This is a genomic window from Pseudoalteromonas sp. SW0106-04, from assembly GCF_001293805.1.
GTDB lineage: Bacteria > Pseudomonadota > Gammaproteobacteria > Enterobacterales > Alteromonadaceae > Pseudoalteromonas > Pseudoalteromonas ruthenica.
The window spans coordinates 59,616-78,005 of record NZ_BCAI01000006.1; the positions used below are offsets into that span (position 1 = coordinate 59,616).

The window sequence follows — 18,390 nt, forward strand, 5'->3', positions numbered from 1 at the left end:
TCAACTTTGAGCTTCAGCTTGATCAATAGTTATGGAGCCTACGCTGCGATAGATACCGCCACAAACGCCCAAGGCCTGAATGTAAAAAATAATGACCAGCTCATAAATTATGAGCGTAAGCAGCTGTCACAAGAGTTGTTTCAGGACAAACAGGAAAGAGCTTTTAGTAATGCATTACAGGCAGATAAAATCACGGCCACCAATAGTGATATAGAAAATACATTATCCCAAGTGTGGGGTTTTTATACCTATGGCTCAGGAATCGGAGCTTCTGGCTTTTACTCTGGTGACTTCGATGGCAACGACAAACAGAATTTAGCGTTTGCTAGTGGCGACGGTTTTGGTGCAAGCACCAAAATTTCCATCGTGGAGTTCAAAGATAATCAATACGTCATAAGCCATCAGGAAAAAACACTTAACTCTGCAGGCGTGATTGACCTAGTGGGTGCCTTTGATCAATCCTCTGACAATCACTTACTTTTTATTAGTACAGACGACGGCATATGGTCGTACAACCTCTCAGCACAAATTTGGACCGAGAGCTTAACTACAAAATCAGCTCAGCAGTTGTTGTTAGCTGATATTGATAATAACGGCAGTGACGAATTAATTGCTGTTAGCACAGATCAAACAAACATATTTAACATTAGTACTAAAGAGTTGATTGCCAGTTATAGCTTTGGCGGAGAGCACGCAGCCGTTGGCCAATTTGTCGCAGGTGGAGCTCTGGAAATTGCCTTTGGCAGCGGTCATGTTTATCAGCTATCAGAGCAAACTGAGCAATTAATTTGGTCCTATGGTGAGCCATTTGGTCGCCACCTTACTACTGTCAATTTGGATGAGGACAGCAGTGACGAACTCATTACGGCTAAATCTTGGTACGACATCCAAGCTTTTGATATCGATAGCCAGTCCAAGATTTGGTCTTATAAAGCTGACTTAGATATTGATGCATTACTCACTTTTGATATCGATGGCGATGGTAAGAAAGAATTGCTATATGGTGATGGTCAATGGGGCAGTATTCATGCGCTAGATGCAGCATCAGGAGAACGCTTGTGGTCCCTTGCCAATCCTGACCACGGTGTTACCAACATTATGATCAGCGACCTTGATAATGACTCTGAACTGGAAATATTTTGGGGCGCAGGCTATTCATCTTCGGGGTCAGATCACCTCTACGTTTATGACTTAGAGGCAAAACACAGAGAAGCTAAAACTAAAGATATCTCTGGCCCATTCAACGCCTATGATATCGCAGACGTGGACAGTGATGGAGAGTTAGAAATCATAGCAATCTCTAACAAGTCCAACAGTGGTTATGATGATGGTGTTATTTATGTATTTAACGCTAGTACATATGAACTTGAATGGTCCACCACTGAACAATCTCCATTTGGAGGCCAAGCTGTGACCGGGCTACATGACCTAAGCATTGCTGATATTGATGGAGACAATACCAATGAGATACTTGTTGTAACCGACACGCTTTATGATGGTGCACTTTACGTTCTCAATGGTCAAAACGGTGAACTCGAATTCACCAAAACGCTTGATAGGGGGTCGCCTCTTCACGCCGTTACAACCGCTGATATAGATAACGATGGCCAAATCGAAATAATTACCTCAGGTGGGATCGCGCATACCGGCTCTCCTGGGCGTTTTATATACGTAATCAATGGTGTGAACGGCGAAGTAGAGCAAACATCCCCATCGCTAGGAAATAACTGGACAGATATCGAGCACATCGAAGTTTATGATTATAATAAAGACGGTAACACTGATGTTGTCGCTATATTGGACGGCAAAGTGCATATTTTTGATGTTACTACGGGAGTCTTAAAAACAAGCCAAGAGCAAGGTTTTACAGCCTTGGCCAAAGGCATATATCAAGAAAGTGAGAGCCTTTTAATTGGAGATGAGCAGGGCCAAATACTTGCTGTAAATATGGGTCTTAGCACCACAGTAATCAGTAACCTTTGCACTCAACCTATCGATTACCTTTCTACCATTTCCAATACTAAAGTTGCATTTAGCTGTAGTGATCACATTGGTCTTTTTGATTTAACGAACAGTGAAATTAAATGGCGTCACCCAGTTTCTAATCCACACCATGTCTCATATTTTGAATTTGAAGGTAAGTCCCGTTATCTGGTTGGGGGAGACATGTTAACGCTATTGCAAACACCCACATCAAATACCAATCTAGAAGCACTCGGGCAAAGTATGTCTACTCATGCAAAACAAAGTGTCACCACGAGCTTAACTGCAACCACAGATCAGGAAGTGGAATTTTTCGTGTTAAAGCCACCTAAACATGGTGATGTGACCTTCGAGGATCGCACTGAGGGGCTTATTACCTATACGCCCGATGGAGACTTTATTGGTGAGGATAACTTTAGCTTTATAGCAATTTTAGGTGGTATAGAGTCTAATGAAGCAATCATTACCATTGAGCTAGTTAATCAAAAGCCACAAACAAGTGATCAAACATTCACCATGCACTGGCGTGGCGAAAGTACGTTTCATATTGCTGCACAAGATGCAGATGGTGACGCCCTGCTTTATTCTCTGACCACTGTGCCTCATGAGGGTGAGTTAACGTTACTGAATGATAGCTTAGGAAAAGTTAGCTACGTGTCGAGCGATAATAGTTTAGAGCCTATTAGCTTTAACTTTACTGTTACTGACGGCTTGGAATCCACAGAAGCCGCCGTGGCAACTATTCACTTCAGTAACACCGCTCCTGAGGGACAAACCGCCAGTGTTGACACCTACTACAGCAGTACGCTAAGCGGCAAATTCTTAGCCACCGACGCTGATAATGATCCCATGACTTACGAGGTAGTTACTCCTCCGTCAAAAGGTAAGTTCGAATTTGAGCAAGATACAGGCCTATTTACCTATGAGCCGCAAGGTAAAGTATCTTACCAAGATCAAGTGAGCTATCGCGTATATGATGGAGCACAGTATTCTCAAGTGCAGACGGTGACCTTTGAGGTCGTTGGTCAAGCGGTTCCCGATCAGGATAAACAAGAGGGAAGCGGTGGAGCGCTATCATTACTATCACTGCTTATGATGGGCACGCTATTGTTCAGACGCAACCCTAAGAAAACGTTGATTAAGAGCGTGCAAGCACCAGTTCAAAGATAAAACGAAGGCTTTTATCTCAGTGGCTATATGTTCAAAAACGATATAGCCACTGCATCTACTAAGATGCTAGATCCTATCTAGTATGAACCCCTATCCCACTTATTATCCACATCCGCATATAACAAACTGCCAATTCAGCTGAGTGTAACGCTCTTATCCTTTCAAGCATTCGATCGTCAATCGAGATAACTGCGTAAATCACATTCCTAAAACGCCGCCCTCGTTCGTTAATAGATTTACAAAGCCAAAAACTATTGGTTTTGCTCATAATAAAAACGAAGGGGCCAAAATGAACCAGCACACACTTCAGTATAAAAAACACCTTATTGCGCTTGCTATAAGCAGTGTACTTTCCAGTAGCCAAGCGTTCGCCGCTACAGAATCACAACAACAATCCGATAAAAAGCAGTTGCTCGACCTTGAGCGCATTGTGGTCACAGGGAGTGGCGGACGTGGGCAAACTAAGCTTGAGTCATCGGTGTCTATCACCACCTTGAGCGCCGAAGATCTCGCCCGCGAAGCACCACTGGGCACGGCAGACTTACTGGAAACCGTTCCCGGGTTTTGGGTTGAAGACTCTGGTGGTGAAACCAACAATAACGTTGCTCCAAGGGGTCTTCGCGGCGGCGAAGGGTTTCGCTACATAGGCGTGGAAGAAGATGGGCTACCGGTGGTCTACGACGGCGTCTGGGTCGATTTTTATCAGCGCCAAGACATTACAATCGAACATATGGAAGCGGTTCGCGGTGGCACCTCGGGCTTGCTAACCACCAATGGTCCAGCAGCCTTGGTGAACTTTATTACCCGCAAACCCGATAGCATTGAAGAAGCCACCATTCGCTTAACCACCGCCGACTATGGCATGTACCGCAGTGAGTTCTTTTACGGCACCCCTATTAGCGATGATTGGAAAATGTCGTTGGGCGGTTTTTATCGACGCTCAAACGGAGTCAGAGATACCGAATTTACGGCAGATCATGGCGGCCAGCTGCGCATGAGTTTAGTCCGAGAGTTTGATAAAGGTCAGTTAACTTTATCTGCCAAGCATTTAAACGATCACACCACTTTCTTTGTGCCGATCCCCCTGCAAAACCAAGATGATCCCGAGGGCATCCCTGGTGTCGACCCGCAACATGGCACCTTAATAGGTAATGGCCAGCGGCTGTTACAGTACTTGCAACAAGATGGCAGCTATCAAACCCGAGACCTCAAAGATGGACAACATACTAAGTTCTCCACTTTAGGATATAACCTGGATTGGGAGCTCAACGATCGCTGGCTACTCGACACCGCCGGGCGTTACTCTCGCTTTGAGAATGACATGTATATCCTGCTGAACTTTGATAACTCCACACTAATCAATGCCAACGAGCGCCTAGGCCAGCAAGATGTCACCGCAATGTTGACACAATTTGCCGATGAGGGCGCTGTTACAGCGCGATATCGTTACGTGGATAACGGTGAACTACTGACAGATGTCAGTAATCTCAATGGCAATGGTTTGGTCACCACAAGCTACCCTTTGTACTCACAATACCAAGCCGAACAGTTCGTAAATAAGCTGAGCTTTACCTATGAGGGCGACCAACATACAGTGACTATGGGTTGGCTATTTGCTTATGTTGATGCCGATGCACTGCCAGTTGATCAGTGGCAATCACAGTTCCTTACCGAGGTAAAAGACAACGCCCGGTTGCTCGATATCGTAGCCGTAGACAATAACCAGCAGGTGGTGGGTCAACTCACCGATAGAGGCTCCACAGGGTATGCACCCGGATGGGGTCAAGCGACCGCTTTTGGCACCAGTACCTCGCATTCTTTCTTTATCAATGAACAATTTCAGGTCACGGATAAGCTGCGTATAGACGGCGGCCTTCGCCTCGAGTGGCTAGAGCTTGATAGTACTGCGTCGGGCACCGAGTTTGCACAGCCGGTAGACGGTGCATTTGACGACAATGGCAACGATACCGACAACAACCTAGCTAATAACTACGTTGATACACCTTCGCAGCAATTCTTATCGAAAACCCGCAGTGAAACCGAGACAGCCTGGACCGTCGGTTTCAATTACCGCCTCTCTGAGAGTGTATCGACCTTTGGTCGTTATGCTGATGCCTTTGAAATGCCGCGCTTAATGAGCTTTGGTCAGAATATTCATGCCCAAAGCGAGGCAGACTTTAACGACAGTGTAAACCTGACCTTTGGCGAGCTTGGGGCCCGCTACTCGGGTGCGGACTTGGGCGCTTCTGTTACCTTATTCCGCACTAAATTTAATGACTTAGTTGAACGTAACTTTACCGGCAGTGATGGCCAAGTCGCTAATCAAGTAATTGACACTATTACCGATGGCGTCGAATTCGAGGCCGTATGGCAAGCCTTGGATGATGTCCAGCTGACCTTAACCGGGGTGGTACAAGATCCAAAAATGGAGGGCTTCACGGGCGCCTTTGCACATTGGCAGGGTAAACAGGTTAAGCGCACTCCGAAGGTGCAACTACGACTCACCCCAACCTATTATTTTGACGATGGCGATGTGTACTTAACCATCCACCACTTAGGTGAGCGTTATTCCGATGGCGAAAATAAGTTTGTTCTTCCCGACTATACCACCGTGGATATGGGCGTTAACTACCGCTTTAACGACACCGCTGCGTTGCATGTTAAAGCCACAAACCTCACCGACGAGCTAGGTCTAACCGAAGGCAATCCACGTGCCGTGAACGATGTTCAAGCGGGCTATGACTATTACTACGCCAGGCCGATTCTGGGGCGCACAGTGAGTGCCTCATTAACGCTTAACTTTTAATATTCCCCTACTAATTAGCGCTTTGCCCAGTGCCAATTAGTACACCCAAGCCCGCTGTTGCGGGCTTTTCTCAGGAATTGACTATGAATGACAGTACTCTTTCTTACTACTTATCCAGCACCTTGGTGGCATTCGCGTTATTGTTCAGCTGCCAACTAGCGTATGCTGATATCACCCCAAAACCCCATCATATAGCCTATGCACAAGGCCAGTTTGAGCTCACTCAGGAGACCGAAATAAGCTTCAATCACCCCGATGCTAAGCCGGTCGCTGAGTATTTGGCAGAGTTTTTACGCCCGCCCACAGGCTATTTACTTCCTGTAACCAAGCAAACGCGTAGCCAAAGAAACGTCATCACGCTGCATCTTGTGGATAGTGCGCTTGCCGAGGAGCAATACCGACTAGCAGTGAGTGCACACAGCATAAAAATAAGCGCGCAAACGCCAACGGGACTATTTTGGGCGGTGCAATCATTGCGGCAATTGCTCCCTGCAGAGATAGAATCGCGCATGCCTATAAACCAAGCCAGTTGGGCTATCCCCCAAGTGACCATTAACGATCAGCCGCGCTTTAAATACCGTGGTATGCACTTAGATGTAAGCCGCCATTTCTTCGATGTCGATTTTGTAAAGCGCTACATCGATTGGTTAGCTATGCATAAATTTAATGTCTTTCAATGGCATTTAACCGATGACCAAGGCTGGCGCATTGCCATTGATGCCTATCCGAAATTAACTGAAATTGGCGCCACTCGCTCACATACAGTGGTCGGTCATACCTATGACTATCAACCGCTGTTTGATCAGCAACCCGTTTCTGGCTTTTACACCCAAGCACAGATAAAAGAAGTGATAGCCTATGCACAGGCCCGCCATATTGAGGTAATACCAGAGATTGATATTCCCGGGCACACTAGTGCCTTGCTGACCGCTTACCCGGAGCTCTCTTGTCATCAACAGCCGGTCAAAGTACAACCCCAATTTGGTATTTTTGAGGACGTACTTTGCCCCCGAGAGGATGTATTTGCATTTTTAAGCACAGTGTATAAAGAGGTGGCCGAGCTTTTCCCTAGCCAATATATTCACATTGGCGGCGATGAAGTCATTAAAAAGCAATGGCTCGCCAGCCCCTTTGTAAAGCAGCTCATGCGTGAACACCAGCTCAACACGCCTGAGCAAGTACAAAGCTATTTTATAAAGCGTGTCGCCAGTATTGTTCAAGCGCAGGGCAAAACAGTGATTGGCTGGGACGAAATTTTAGAAGGGGGTGTCGCAGAGGGGGCTGTGGTGATGTCTTGGCGCGGAACGCAAGGAGGGATAGCCGCTGCCAAACTAGGCCATCAAGTGGTAATGAGCCCCTATCAGTATATATACTTTGACGCTTATCAATCGCGTAACCTCGATGAGCCCAAGGCCATTCATGGCCTTTCCACACTCAAAAACGTTTATCATTATGAGCCCCAGCCCAGCCATCTGAGCCCCGAGCAGCAAGAGCTCATCATTGGTGCGCAAGGTGCTTTATGGACGGAGTATATAAAAACACCGCGCCACGCCGAGTATATGGTTTTTCCGCGCTTAAGTGCGTTGGCCGAAACCTTATGGTCTGCAAAAGCAGATAAGTCGTGGTCTGAATATAGCCAACAGCGCTTACCCAAACTAATGCAGCGCTACCAAAAAATGCATATAAATGCCGCCACCAGCGCCTACAACCCCACCATCAGCAGCACGATAAAAGGCGAGCAACTACAGGTATCCATGCGCACTGATATCGAAGGCACCGAGATTTACTACACCCTCGATGGCAGCGAGCCGACACTCACCTCGTTACGTTATCAGCAACCTATTATTGTCAGCGAGCGCACGCGCGTGCGCGCGCGTAGTTTTGCAAAGCCGCTCGGGCAACTAGTAGGAGACGCACAGCTTACCTTAGCGCCGCACCTCGCATTGGGGAAAAAAATAAGCTTTAGCTATCCGCCAGCAGAAGGCTCTGCCACTAAACTGCAAGACGGTCAGTTCGCCTATGATCAATTTTATAGCGTCAATGACTACGCCATTTTTTATGATAGCGACCTTGAAGCGGTCATCGATTTAGACAGCCCAACCTTAGTCGAGCGCGTGGAAATAGGTTATAACAGCGGTCGTCACCGACAACTGCATCCGCCAACGAGCATCAAGGTATGGGGCTCTAACGATAACAAAAACTGGCAACCGCTGGCCCACATTCAGCAACCTCCCGGGCCCATGTCGACTCTCTCTTTTGCGGCCACGCGTGTACGCTACCTCAAAGTGAGTGCCATCAATAGTAAGCAATCTCAGGATATACAAATCCCCAAATTGCCTTTATACATTGATGAAATAGCGGTGTATTAACCTTTTAAGCCCTAGTACTAAATACGTATTTAGGGCTTATTGCCATTTTTTATTCCCAAACCTTAACGCTAAGACGTTTATAGCAATAGAGCCACTTGCGGTACTCGCTCTCACTACATAATAACAACGTCTTAGGAGCCCTCATGGTTGCAAAACTATCTAAATTCACACTCGCATTGGCAGGTTTGAGCTTATTAAGCGCGAGCCAGTTAGCCGTTGCTCAGCCCCATCCTGATAACCTCGATTTACACTGGCAAGTGGTCGATCACGGAATTGGCGAGAATATCTTTCTCGGCAGTTTAACCATCACTAATAACGGCACGGAGCCACTTTCAGACTCTGGATGGGCACTGTATTTCAGCTCAGTGCGCCCCCCAGCCAGTGTGTTACCAAGCGGTGATGCTAATGGCGATTATGCGCGTCAGCATATAGCGGCGCAAAACCTCAGTTTGGATAATGCCGATGTCGCCAAAAGCGGCGATTACTTTGTGTTAAAGCCGCAACCTGGCTTTGTGCCCATTCAACCTGGGCAGTCGCGAGAGATAGAGATAATCGCTCAGTACTGGCAAATGCTTAAAAACGACTCGCCTTCTGGCTTTCATATCAGTTATGACGGACAAACGCCTCAGGCTGTGCTGGTGAATGTCACCATGGACCCCAGCGATCCGAAGCAAACCACTCAAGCTAGCAATGACACTATGCCAGTGCAAACCACGGCACTGCGATTTACAGAGAACACCACAGCGCTCACTCCCTTAGCCTTGCAACATCAGTTAGTGCCACAGCCTTATTCCGTCGAGCATAAAAACGATGAGTTTCTCACCCTAATGAGCCAATTAACGGGCATCTCGGCGCCCTCCGCCTTGGCCACGGAAGCGGCCTATTTACAAACGGCGCTCGGCGACATTCTCAGTGGTTCTTTTGCCATTAATGGCGCTGCGCAAAATGGCCCGAACCATATCACTTTGCAACTAGATGCTCAGCTCGATACCAACAACGATGGCCAACCGGATGCCGGCGGTTATCGCCTTGAGATAGATGCATTTTCCGGTATTACTATCACCGGTCGCGATGCTCAAGGGGTGTTTTACGCCATCCAAACTTTGCGCCAATTAATTCCTACATCCGTATATAAAAACGCTGTTAATTCAAATACCTTGGCTGATAATGCAGTGCTGCCAGCAAGCACGATTTTAGATGCCCCTCGCTTTGCTTATCGAGGCATGATGCTCGATGTCTCGCGTAACTTTCAATCACTTGAAACTGTTTTTAAACTATTGGATTTAATGGCATTTTATAAGCTCAATAAATTCGAGATTAATGTTGCTAATGACGAGGGATGGCGCTTAGAAATACCTGGGCTGCCGGAGCTCACTGAGTTTGGTGCCAAGCGCGGGCACGACCTTGAAGAGAACACGATGTTGCATACCTTTATGGGCGCAGCCAATGAATTTGCGCCCGGTGACGGCATCGACAACAAACCAGCCGATAAAGTAGCGGCTAACTTAGGCACCGAGCCACAGTTCCAAGGGTTTGAAATAGCTCAGCAAAACTTCCTTGGTAAAGGCTGGGGTTATTATAGCGTTGCAGAGTTTCAAGAGATTCTACAATACGCGGCAGACCGCCATATTGATGTCATTATTGAGTATGACTTCCCCGCCCATGCTCGTGCCGCCATCAAAGCCATGGAATACAGATATAACAAATACAAAGACACCGATCCGATTGCCGCCAATCAATACCGATTGATTGACCCACTCGATGAGTCTCAATACTACACTCCGCAGTTTTACACCGACAATTTTATCAACCCAGCGCTAGAGGGCACCTTCACTTTTCTCAACCATGTGGTCAGAGAGACTCGCGCTATGTACGATGCGGTGCCCGATGCCAAGCGCACGCGCTTACACGGCGGTGGCGATGAACTGCCGCATTTAGGCGCAAATGAATGGTGGGCCAAATCCCCGGCCGTGCAGGCGAACCCAGCAACAGCAGGAAAAACCGACGCCGAACTATTTGACTACTTTTTCACGCGCTGGAAAGACATCATTAATAGCCATGGCTTTGATATGGCTACCTGGGGCGATGTGCTTTCTCATAACGGCACCGGCAACGTCGATTATGGCGACATATACCCGGTGTTTTGGAATAATGTTTGGGGCTGGGGCAACGAGCATCAAGCCTATAAATTTGCCAATCAAGGTTATAAAGTGGTGCTCGCGCATGCCACGAATATGTATCTCGATTTAGCCTATAATAAGCACCCGGACGAGGTGGGTTATCATTGGGCGGGCTATACGGATACCAAAAAAACCTTTACCTATCGCCCCTTTAATATCTATGCCAATGCCGAGTCTGATAAGCTCGGTAACCCGGTCCCTTGGGGAGAAAATTGGCTGCCATTGAGCGCCACGGGTAAACAAAATATTGATGGCATTCAGGCGCAACTTTTTGGTGAAAATCAAAAATCCCCTGAGATCCTTGATTACATGACCTTTCCGAAGTTACTCGGAGCCGCCGAGCGCGCTTGGGTACAAACCATGCCCGCTGAAGGCTTAGCAACACAACAGGCCTGGGACACTTTTGCGAACACCTTGGGACAGCACGCTCTACCACTATTAGACTATTACCAAGTGGTCGACATTTATGGTCAAATACCCCATCAGCATGGCGTAAACTACCGCATCCCCTTGCCCGGTGGCGCCATAGAAAACGGAAAGCTGGTGGTCAATACTCGCTTTGCAGGGATGAATACCGAGTACTCCTTAGATCAAGGTGCGACCTGGCATCACTACCAACAGCCAGTCCCACTTACCACCTCGGCATCAGTACAATTACGCACTGTGAGTGACTCTGGACGAGTGAGTCGAGTGGCCACATTGTCCGAGTAAATCAAGGCGGCGAGCCTACGCTTAAGGCTCGCTGTACGCTAAATAAAAGGAATAGCAGGATGCGTAACCATGCCATCTTTATTATCGTTTAAGCGCAAAGCGGCGAACAGCGAAAGTAGCTATGAATCAGATAGACGTCAGCAAGTAGAGCAACTGTTTTTAAAGCAGCAACGCAAGCTCATCCGCCACATTATGGCCAAGGGGCTGGATAAGCGTGAAGCCGAAGACATTGCCCAAGAAGCTTTTGTTAAGCTGCTGGGTCTAGAGCAAGAGAAGGTAAGCAGCTATATAGCCGCTTACCTATATAAAATAGCCACTAACCTGGCCATTGATAAGCTTAGGCGTAAGGCTCGCAGCCCCTTTGATCACTATGTTAGTGACAGTGATGAATTACCTAAGCTGTGTGCGCCAACGGGACCGGAGCAAAACCATCATAATCACGAATTACTCAAAGAAATGGAAAAAGCCCTCGCGAGCCTTCCAGACAAGTGCCGCTTGGCCTTTTTGTTATATAAAATGCGCGGACAAAGCTATGAGGAGATCGCGTTGACCCTGCAAATATCGACCAGTATGGTGAGAAAATACGTTCTACGTGCAGTTCGTCATTGCTACCAACAACTTGAGCATGAGCTTTAAGCATGAGCAGAAAGGATATTGATATGACCCTTCCCGGTGATGATGAAACTGTCATCGAGCAACAAGCCACACAGTGGCTACTGACGCTCCATGAGCAGCAACTGGCTCATGACAACGAAAGCCTATACCCTGAGGCGCTTACCCTGTGGCTTGCCCAAAGTGCCCGCCACCGTGAAACCTTTACTAAGGTAAACAAACTGTGGGCATTGTCGACACAACTCGACACAGCGTTTGTTGACAGTCAGCTTGCTCACCTTGACGCCGAGCCCGCAACCAAGCGCAAGCAAAAAAAACCAGCTGCGCTTTGGTACGCAGCCTTAGCAGCGTCCTTTGTGCTTGTGAGCACCCTGATGCTGTGGCCGCCCAGCTCCCCGGCGCCACGACAAATCGTTAACAGTCCCGCCATACCCAGTAGCAAGGTGTACAGCGAGTTTTTCCACACCCCGGTGAGCGAGCATAAAACCGTGACCTTGGATGATAATTCGCAGGTCACCTTAGGTGCCAACACCCAGCTCGCCGTGCGTTATAGCGATAGCACGAGAGAGTTATTGCTATATCAAGGGGAAGCGCTTTTCAATGTCAGCAAGGACCCGGCGCGACCATTTATTGTACGTTACCAACAAAGCCAGGTAGAGGCGTTAGGCACTATTTTTAACGTCCGCGCCAACCCTGACTCAGTGCGTGTTGATGTATTAGAAGGACGAGTTGCCCTAGCGCAACAACACGCCATTGAATTAACGGCAGGACAAGCCGCAGAAGTGGCCACAGATGGCAATATTACTCGCAGGCAGGCACAGGGAAAAGGCACCCAAATGGCTTGGCAACAAGGTCACTTAATTTATCATAATGCTCGCTTAGGTGATGTACTCCATGATGTCGCCCGCTATAGCCAAATGGACATCACAATCAGCGACGAAAAGTTAAAGCACTTAGTGTATACAGGCACTTTTTTAACGACTGAAATCGAAGCGTGGCTAACGAGTCTGCAACAGCTTTACCCCATTAAGGTATTGCGCAGCGGTGATAAAGTGACCTTGGTGGCGAATTAGCTAAAAGTGGCATAGTGACCACAGCCAAAGTGTGGTACAAAATTCAAACAATAAAAATAAAGCTGAACCCGCCATGTTATTAAGGTTATTAGCCATCGCTCTGCCATGGTTAATATTATTTAGTAGCTGTACTTATGCCCAAAGCGAACATTCGTTTGCGCTGCCTGAAGCGACACTGCAGCAGCGCTTGCTGGATATTGCTGCACAGAGCAACTGGCAGCTTAATGCCGCAGCGATTGAGCAATCGCCCCCCCTAGCGGCCCTTAATGGACGATACAGCCTAGAGCATGTTTTAAACCTCAGTCTCCGTGACACGCACTATGAATATGCCTTGGACGTGAGCGAGCGCCGTATTGTTATTACTGCGGCAAGTGAAGCAACACCCAAGGGCGATTTTGAGCGCATTATTGTCACCGGCGTCAGTGGTCAGCGCCGCAATATACTCAATTCATCCATCGCCATTACCCAGTTATCTAATTTAGAACTGAGGCAACGCACGCCCTACTCCAGTGCTGAAGTGCTCAAAAACGTCACCGGGTTTTGGGTCGAGGACTCAGGCGGCGAAACCAATAACAATGTTTCGCCACGAGGGCTAAGGGGCGGCGAAGGGTTTCGCTTTATTAGCTTGATGGAAGATGGTCTGCCCATGACCTACGACGGCATATGGAGTGACTTTTTTTTACGTCCAGACTTAACCCATCAACGAATCGAAGCAGTGCGCGGTGGCAGTAGTGGGATTTTCACCCTTAATGGGCCAGCAGCGATGGTTAACTATATTGGCCGACGCGGCTCACATACGCCGTTGCAACTGCTCAAACTCAGCCAGGGTCTAAATTATGACTACTCGCGTCTGGATGGGGTTGCCAGTGGCCCCATCAACGAGCGGTTATTTTATACAGTGGGTGGCTTTTACCGCTTCTCTGATGGCATTCGCGAACCGGGGTTTATCAGTGACTTAGGCGGGCAATTAAGCGCTCGCCTGAGCTTGCGAACCGATGCCTTTGAGCTCGATGTTATTTACAAACACTTGCAAGACAACACCAGCTTTTACGCTCCCTTAGTGATGCAAAATCACCACGGGATTGAGGCCTTATCGAGCCTGCCCCATGACTACGGCACCCTACTCAGTAAGGATATGCAATTACTGAACTTTTCTACCCCCGAAGGGACAACATCCCATGATTTAGAGGATGCGCAGCAAACGCGTATGAACAGCTACACCGTGCTGTTTAATGCACCGCTATCAACACACCTAGCCATCGACAACCGCACTCGTTATGCGCTACTCAATAATAGCCTGTACACCTTGATGAATTTAGGCAACCAAACGATTAATAGCGCCGAGCAGCGTTTAACCTTGGCCGATGTCAGTCAGTTCAGGGACAATGCCGCAGATGACAGCTTAAGCTTGGCCTATCAACGGGTCAGCGATGGCAGCCTAATCGCCGACCCTTCAACGCTTAATAACAATGGCCTTGTTACTGCAACCTTTCCACTGTACTCGCGCTACCAACAAACGCAATTAATCAATCACCTTAGCCTTAGTTACCAAGACTCGGACTGGGCTGTGACGTTGGGTCATCTCTATGCCCATAGCGATTATGGCGCCCTACCCTTAGATCAGTGGCTCGGGGAGCTGCTAACCGATGTGCAACACCAGCCTCAGCGCCTAGATATAGTGCTTATTGATGAGCATAACCAGGTTGTAGATAAATTCACCGACAGTGGCTTTTTATCGCATGCGGGGCCGGTTTATTTAAAAGGTCATGGAGTGTCACAATCGCACTCCTTATACACCAATATTGACTGGCGCATCACCGAGCAGCTACGCCTTGATGCGGCGATACGCCACGAACACCTAACACTTGACAGCACCAGCGCCCAAGGCCAGCGCTCTCAAGCTGATAACGGCCAACTTTTTTACTCACATTATGGCCCCAGCACCTCTTTGCGTCAACACTTTAGTGACAATGCCATTAGTGTGGGAGTGAACTATCAGGCTGCGGAGCATATGGCTGTGTTTGCCCGTTATGCCAATGCATTTGAAATGCCACGGCTTATTAATTTCGGCAATGCCCTAGGCTGGACTGGCAATGCTCATCAGCGCGGCGAAGTTGATTACGGTGAACCTATTCGTCTCACGCTTAGTGAGATAGGTTTGCGATACCAAACAGCCCACTCGCTCTTCAGTGGCGCGTTATTTACTACTCATTTTGATCCACTGCCATTCACCGTGTATCGCGGTGCAACGAGCCCGCAGCACGCCATTTTAATCAATACGCAAACAACCGGTGTCGAATTTGAATATGAATACCGCTACAACGCGAGCTGGCAGTTAAAAGCGATTGGGGTGTGGCAGGATGCAGGCTTTTACGGCATTCCTGCATCTTTGCCGCAAAGCCAATTCAACGGCAATCAAATTACCCGAACGCCAGAGTTACAACTGCGACTAACCCCTCAGTATAGTCAAGGGCCTATCACCGCTGCACTGACCTTTTCGTACATTGGCGAGCGCTATTCTGATGTCGCCAACCGCTTTGCTCTGCCTGCTTATCATACTTGGGATCTGTTCTCAGAAGTCGCTCTGAATGAGCACCTAAAGGTGCAATTAGAGATTAAAAACCTAACCAACACGCTAGGCCTTACCGAGGGTAACCCCCGCGATGATTTAAGCCATCAGGAAGCGCTATTTTACGCCAGACCCATTTTTGGCCGCACAATCACACTGTCGATGAGTTATGAATTTTGAGGTGAGCCACGACACTTGAGGTTGCTAGAGCAACAAAAAAGCGAGCTAATAAGCTCGCTTTTTGGCCATTATAAAAGAACACTCGTTTAGATAATTTGGTTCTCTTTCCAGGCTTGCTCTTTGGCCATACGTTTTTTACGTTTGTCACACGGGTCGTCACAGTCACAGGCTTTGTCGATGCCGACAGAGCCAAGACCTCCGCAACTACTGGCCATGGCTTTACGTTGTACAATAACGCCAACGGCCATCGCCGCGACGACTAAGACGAGTAGGCCAAATGTAAGAAGAAATAGTTGCATTGTCTGTGCCCCTTTAAGTTGACAAGTTAAGGCGCAAAACGCCTTACCCGCTATTATACGCCGAGCAAAAACTAACTACAAATATGGCTTAAAAGCTGTGCTTGCATGGGTTTGCAAACCACTGTCAGTCTTGCTGATCAAGTACACCGGTAAATTATGCTGCTCAGCATAGGCTTTGGCCTGCTCTGTGCCCATAACGGTCAGTGCCGTTGCTAGGCCATCAGCAGTCATGGCGCTGGGGTGCAATACCGTTACCGAAACCAAATCATGTTTAATTGGCATGCCTGTCTGCGGGTCAATTAAATGGGTATAGGTTTCGCCATCCATTTCATAGAAAATACGATAATCTCCTGAAGTGGCAACGCCCATACTACCTGGCTCAACTACGCGGTGAATTTTGCGCTGTCCCGGCGGTGCATCGGGCTGCTCGATAGCAATGCGCCACGGCTTGTTATCGGGCTTGTGCCCTGAGATACGCATTTCTCCACCAATTTCTACCATGTAATTGGTGAGTCCATGGCTTTGCAATAATTCAGCAACCTTATCAATACCATAGCCTTTTGCAGTAGCGGAAAAGCTCAGCTCTAAGCCATCCACGGTTTTAGCCAAGCCTTGCTCGCTCAAAACCAGTTTATCAACACCAATATTCGCCAGCATGGCATCGAGCTCAGCTTGCTCTGGGCGCTGTGTGGGTCGCTTATCGGGGCCGAACCCCCAAAGATCAATAAGCGGTCCCATGGTCACATCCAGCGCCTTTGTCGATTGTCCAAGGCGAATAGATTCGCTCACCACAGCGCGGAAATCGCTGCTGATGGGCATCACTTCACCTGCAGGTAAGCGATTAAATTGATTAATCTCGGAGTCTTCAATGTACGTCGACATCGACTGATTCACTTTTTTAAGCTCCTCAGTGACATCAGCGTATAAATTAAGTTGAGGTAACTGTTGCTGTGGTACAAACACCTTAATATTAAAAGTGGTACCCATGGTTTTCCCTTGCAACAACACCTCTTGTTGGTCGGATTCTGGGGCGTTATCACACCCCGATAAGGCAAATAAAGAAAGGACGAATAACAAGCCAAATACGGCTTTTACGCTGCGTAACATTGCTAGCCTCAAGTTGGTGAACAGTAAACGAAAAAAGGCTTCCTAACCGAGTTAGGAAGCCTTTTATAAATCAATGACGAATGCGTGACATTCGTTTAGCCGCCGAAGTCATCCAGTAGGATATTTTCGTCTTCAACACCTAAGTCTTTTAGCATGTTGATTACGGCTGCGTTCATCATCGGTGGCCCACACATGTAGTACTCACAGTCTTCAGGCGCTTCGTGGTCCTTAAGATAGTTATCGTACAATACGTTGTGGATAAAGCCAGTATAGCCTTCCCAGTTGTCCTCTGGCTGAGGATCAGAAAGCGCTACGTGCCACACGAAGTTATCATTTTCTTCAGCTAGACCGTCAAAGTCTTCAACGTAGAACATCTCACGCTTAGAGCGTGCACCGTACCAGAAGCTCATCTTACGATCTGAGTTCAAACGCTTCAGCTGGTCGAAGATGTGTGAACGCATCGGTGCCATACCTGCACCACCACCGACAAAGACCATCTCTGCGTCAGTTTCTTTAGCGAAGAATTCACCAAATGGACCAGAAATAGTTACCTTATCGCCTTCTTTAAGCGACCAGATGTACGATGACATCTTACCGCATGGCAGGCTTAGGTTGTTTGGCGGCGGCGTAGCAATACGCACGTTCAACATGATGATGCCGTACTCTTCTGGGTAGTTCGCCATTGAGTAAGCACGGATCGTTTCTTCGTCTACTTTTGACTCTAGGTCAAAGAAGCCGAAACGCTCCCAATCAGGACGATACTCTTCAGGAATATCAAAGTCCTTGTATTTAACGTGGTGAGCAGGTGCTTCAATTTGAATATAACCACCGGCGCGGAAAGGTACAACTTCACCGTCTGGGATCTTAAGCTTAAGCTCTTTGATGAAGGTTGCTTTGTTATCGTTAGAGATAACTTCACAATCCCACTTCTTGATCCCGAAGATAGACTCTTCTAGCTCAATCTCCATGTCGCTTTTAACAGCAACCTGACACGCAAGACGACAGCCCTGACGTGCCTCACCTTTAGAGATGTGGTCAAGTTCGGTCGGCAGGATATCACCACCGCCCTCTTTAACATCAACACGACACTGGCCACATGAGCCGCCGCCGCCACATGCAGACGATACGAAAATACCTGCATCTGCAAGGGCACCCAGTAGCTTGCTACCTGGTGATGTTGTAATTGCTTTGTCAGGATCACCATTGATCCCGATGGTGACGTCACCTGTGGGTACTAGCTTTGACTTGGCCGCAATGATGACCAAAACCAGCATAACCACGATAGCGACGAATACACCTACGCCTAAATATACCTCAAGCATGATTTCTCC

The 18,390-nt window shown here is 47.9% G+C and carries 10 protein-coding genes; 7 read left to right on the forward strand and 3 right to left on the reverse strand.

Annotated features, from left to right (window positions below):
- Positions 1–18 precede the first annotated feature (18 nt).
- The 7 genes from W04_RS08640 (at position 19) to W04_RS08670 (ending at position 15,653) form a co-directional block, all read left to right on the forward strand.
- Positions 19–3,153, forward strand: coding sequence for an FG-GAP-like repeat-containing protein (locus W04_RS08640; RefSeq protein ID WP_197275953.1), 3,135 nt, complete (start codon positions 19–21; stop codon positions 3,151–3,153).
- Between the two features lie 289 nt (positions 3,154–3,442).
- Complete coding sequence (locus W04_RS08645; protein WP_053910552.1) at positions 3,443–5,959, forward strand: TonB-dependent siderophore receptor; 2,517 nt, start codon at positions 3,443–3,445, stop codon at positions 5,957–5,959.
- Between the two features lie 83 nt (positions 5,960–6,042).
- On the forward strand, positions 6,043–8,328 hold the full coding sequence (locus W04_RS08650) for a beta-N-acetylhexosaminidase (RefSeq protein WP_053910553.1): 2,286 nt from the start codon (positions 6,043–6,045) through the stop codon (positions 8,326–8,328).
- Between the two features lie 143 nt (positions 8,329–8,471).
- On the forward strand, positions 8,472–11,219 hold the full coding sequence (locus tag W04_RS08655; protein ID WP_053910554.1) for a family 20 glycosylhydrolase: 2,748 nt from the start codon (positions 8,472–8,474) through the stop codon (positions 11,217–11,219).
- A 69-nt stretch (positions 11,220–11,288) separates the two neighbouring features.
- A complete protein-coding gene (locus W04_RS08660; protein ID WP_053910555.1) occupies positions 11,289–11,855 on the forward strand; it encodes an RNA polymerase sigma factor in 567 nt (188 codons plus the stop codon).
- Between the two features lie 2 nt (positions 11,856–11,857).
- Positions 11,858–12,904, forward strand: coding sequence for a FecR family protein (locus W04_RS08665; protein WP_231658087.1), 1,047 nt, complete (start codon positions 11,858–11,860; stop codon positions 12,902–12,904).
- Positions 12,905–12,977: 73 nt separating this feature from the next.
- A complete protein-coding gene (locus tag W04_RS08670) occupies positions 12,978–15,653 on the forward strand; it encodes a TonB-dependent receptor (RefSeq protein ID WP_053910635.1) in 2,676 nt (891 codons plus the stop codon).
- A gap of 86 nt (positions 15,654–15,739) precedes the next feature.
- On the opposite strand, the gene nqrM is transcribed toward W04_RS08670, so the two are convergent.
- From nqrM to nqrF, 3 genes are all read right to left on the reverse strand, one after another.
- A complete protein-coding gene (nqrM, locus tag W04_RS08675) occupies positions 15,740–15,952 on the reverse strand; it encodes a (Na+)-NQR maturation NqrM (RefSeq protein ID WP_022944566.1) in 213 nt (70 codons plus the stop codon).
- 75 nt (positions 15,953–16,027) lie between these two features.
- Positions 16,028–17,059 (reverse strand): FAD:protein FMN transferase, encoded by a 1,032-nt coding sequence (locus W04_RS08680; RefSeq protein WP_053910557.1) that lies wholly within the window; start codon positions 17,057–17,059, stop codon positions 16,028–16,030.
- Between the two features lie 95 nt (positions 17,060–17,154).
- Positions 17,155–18,381, reverse strand: a complete 1,227-nt coding sequence (nqrF, locus tag W04_RS08685) for an NADH:ubiquinone reductase (Na(+)-transporting) subunit F (protein WP_053910558.1) — start codon at positions 18,379–18,381, stop codon at positions 17,155–17,157.
- Positions 18,382–18,390: the final 9 nt, after the last annotated feature.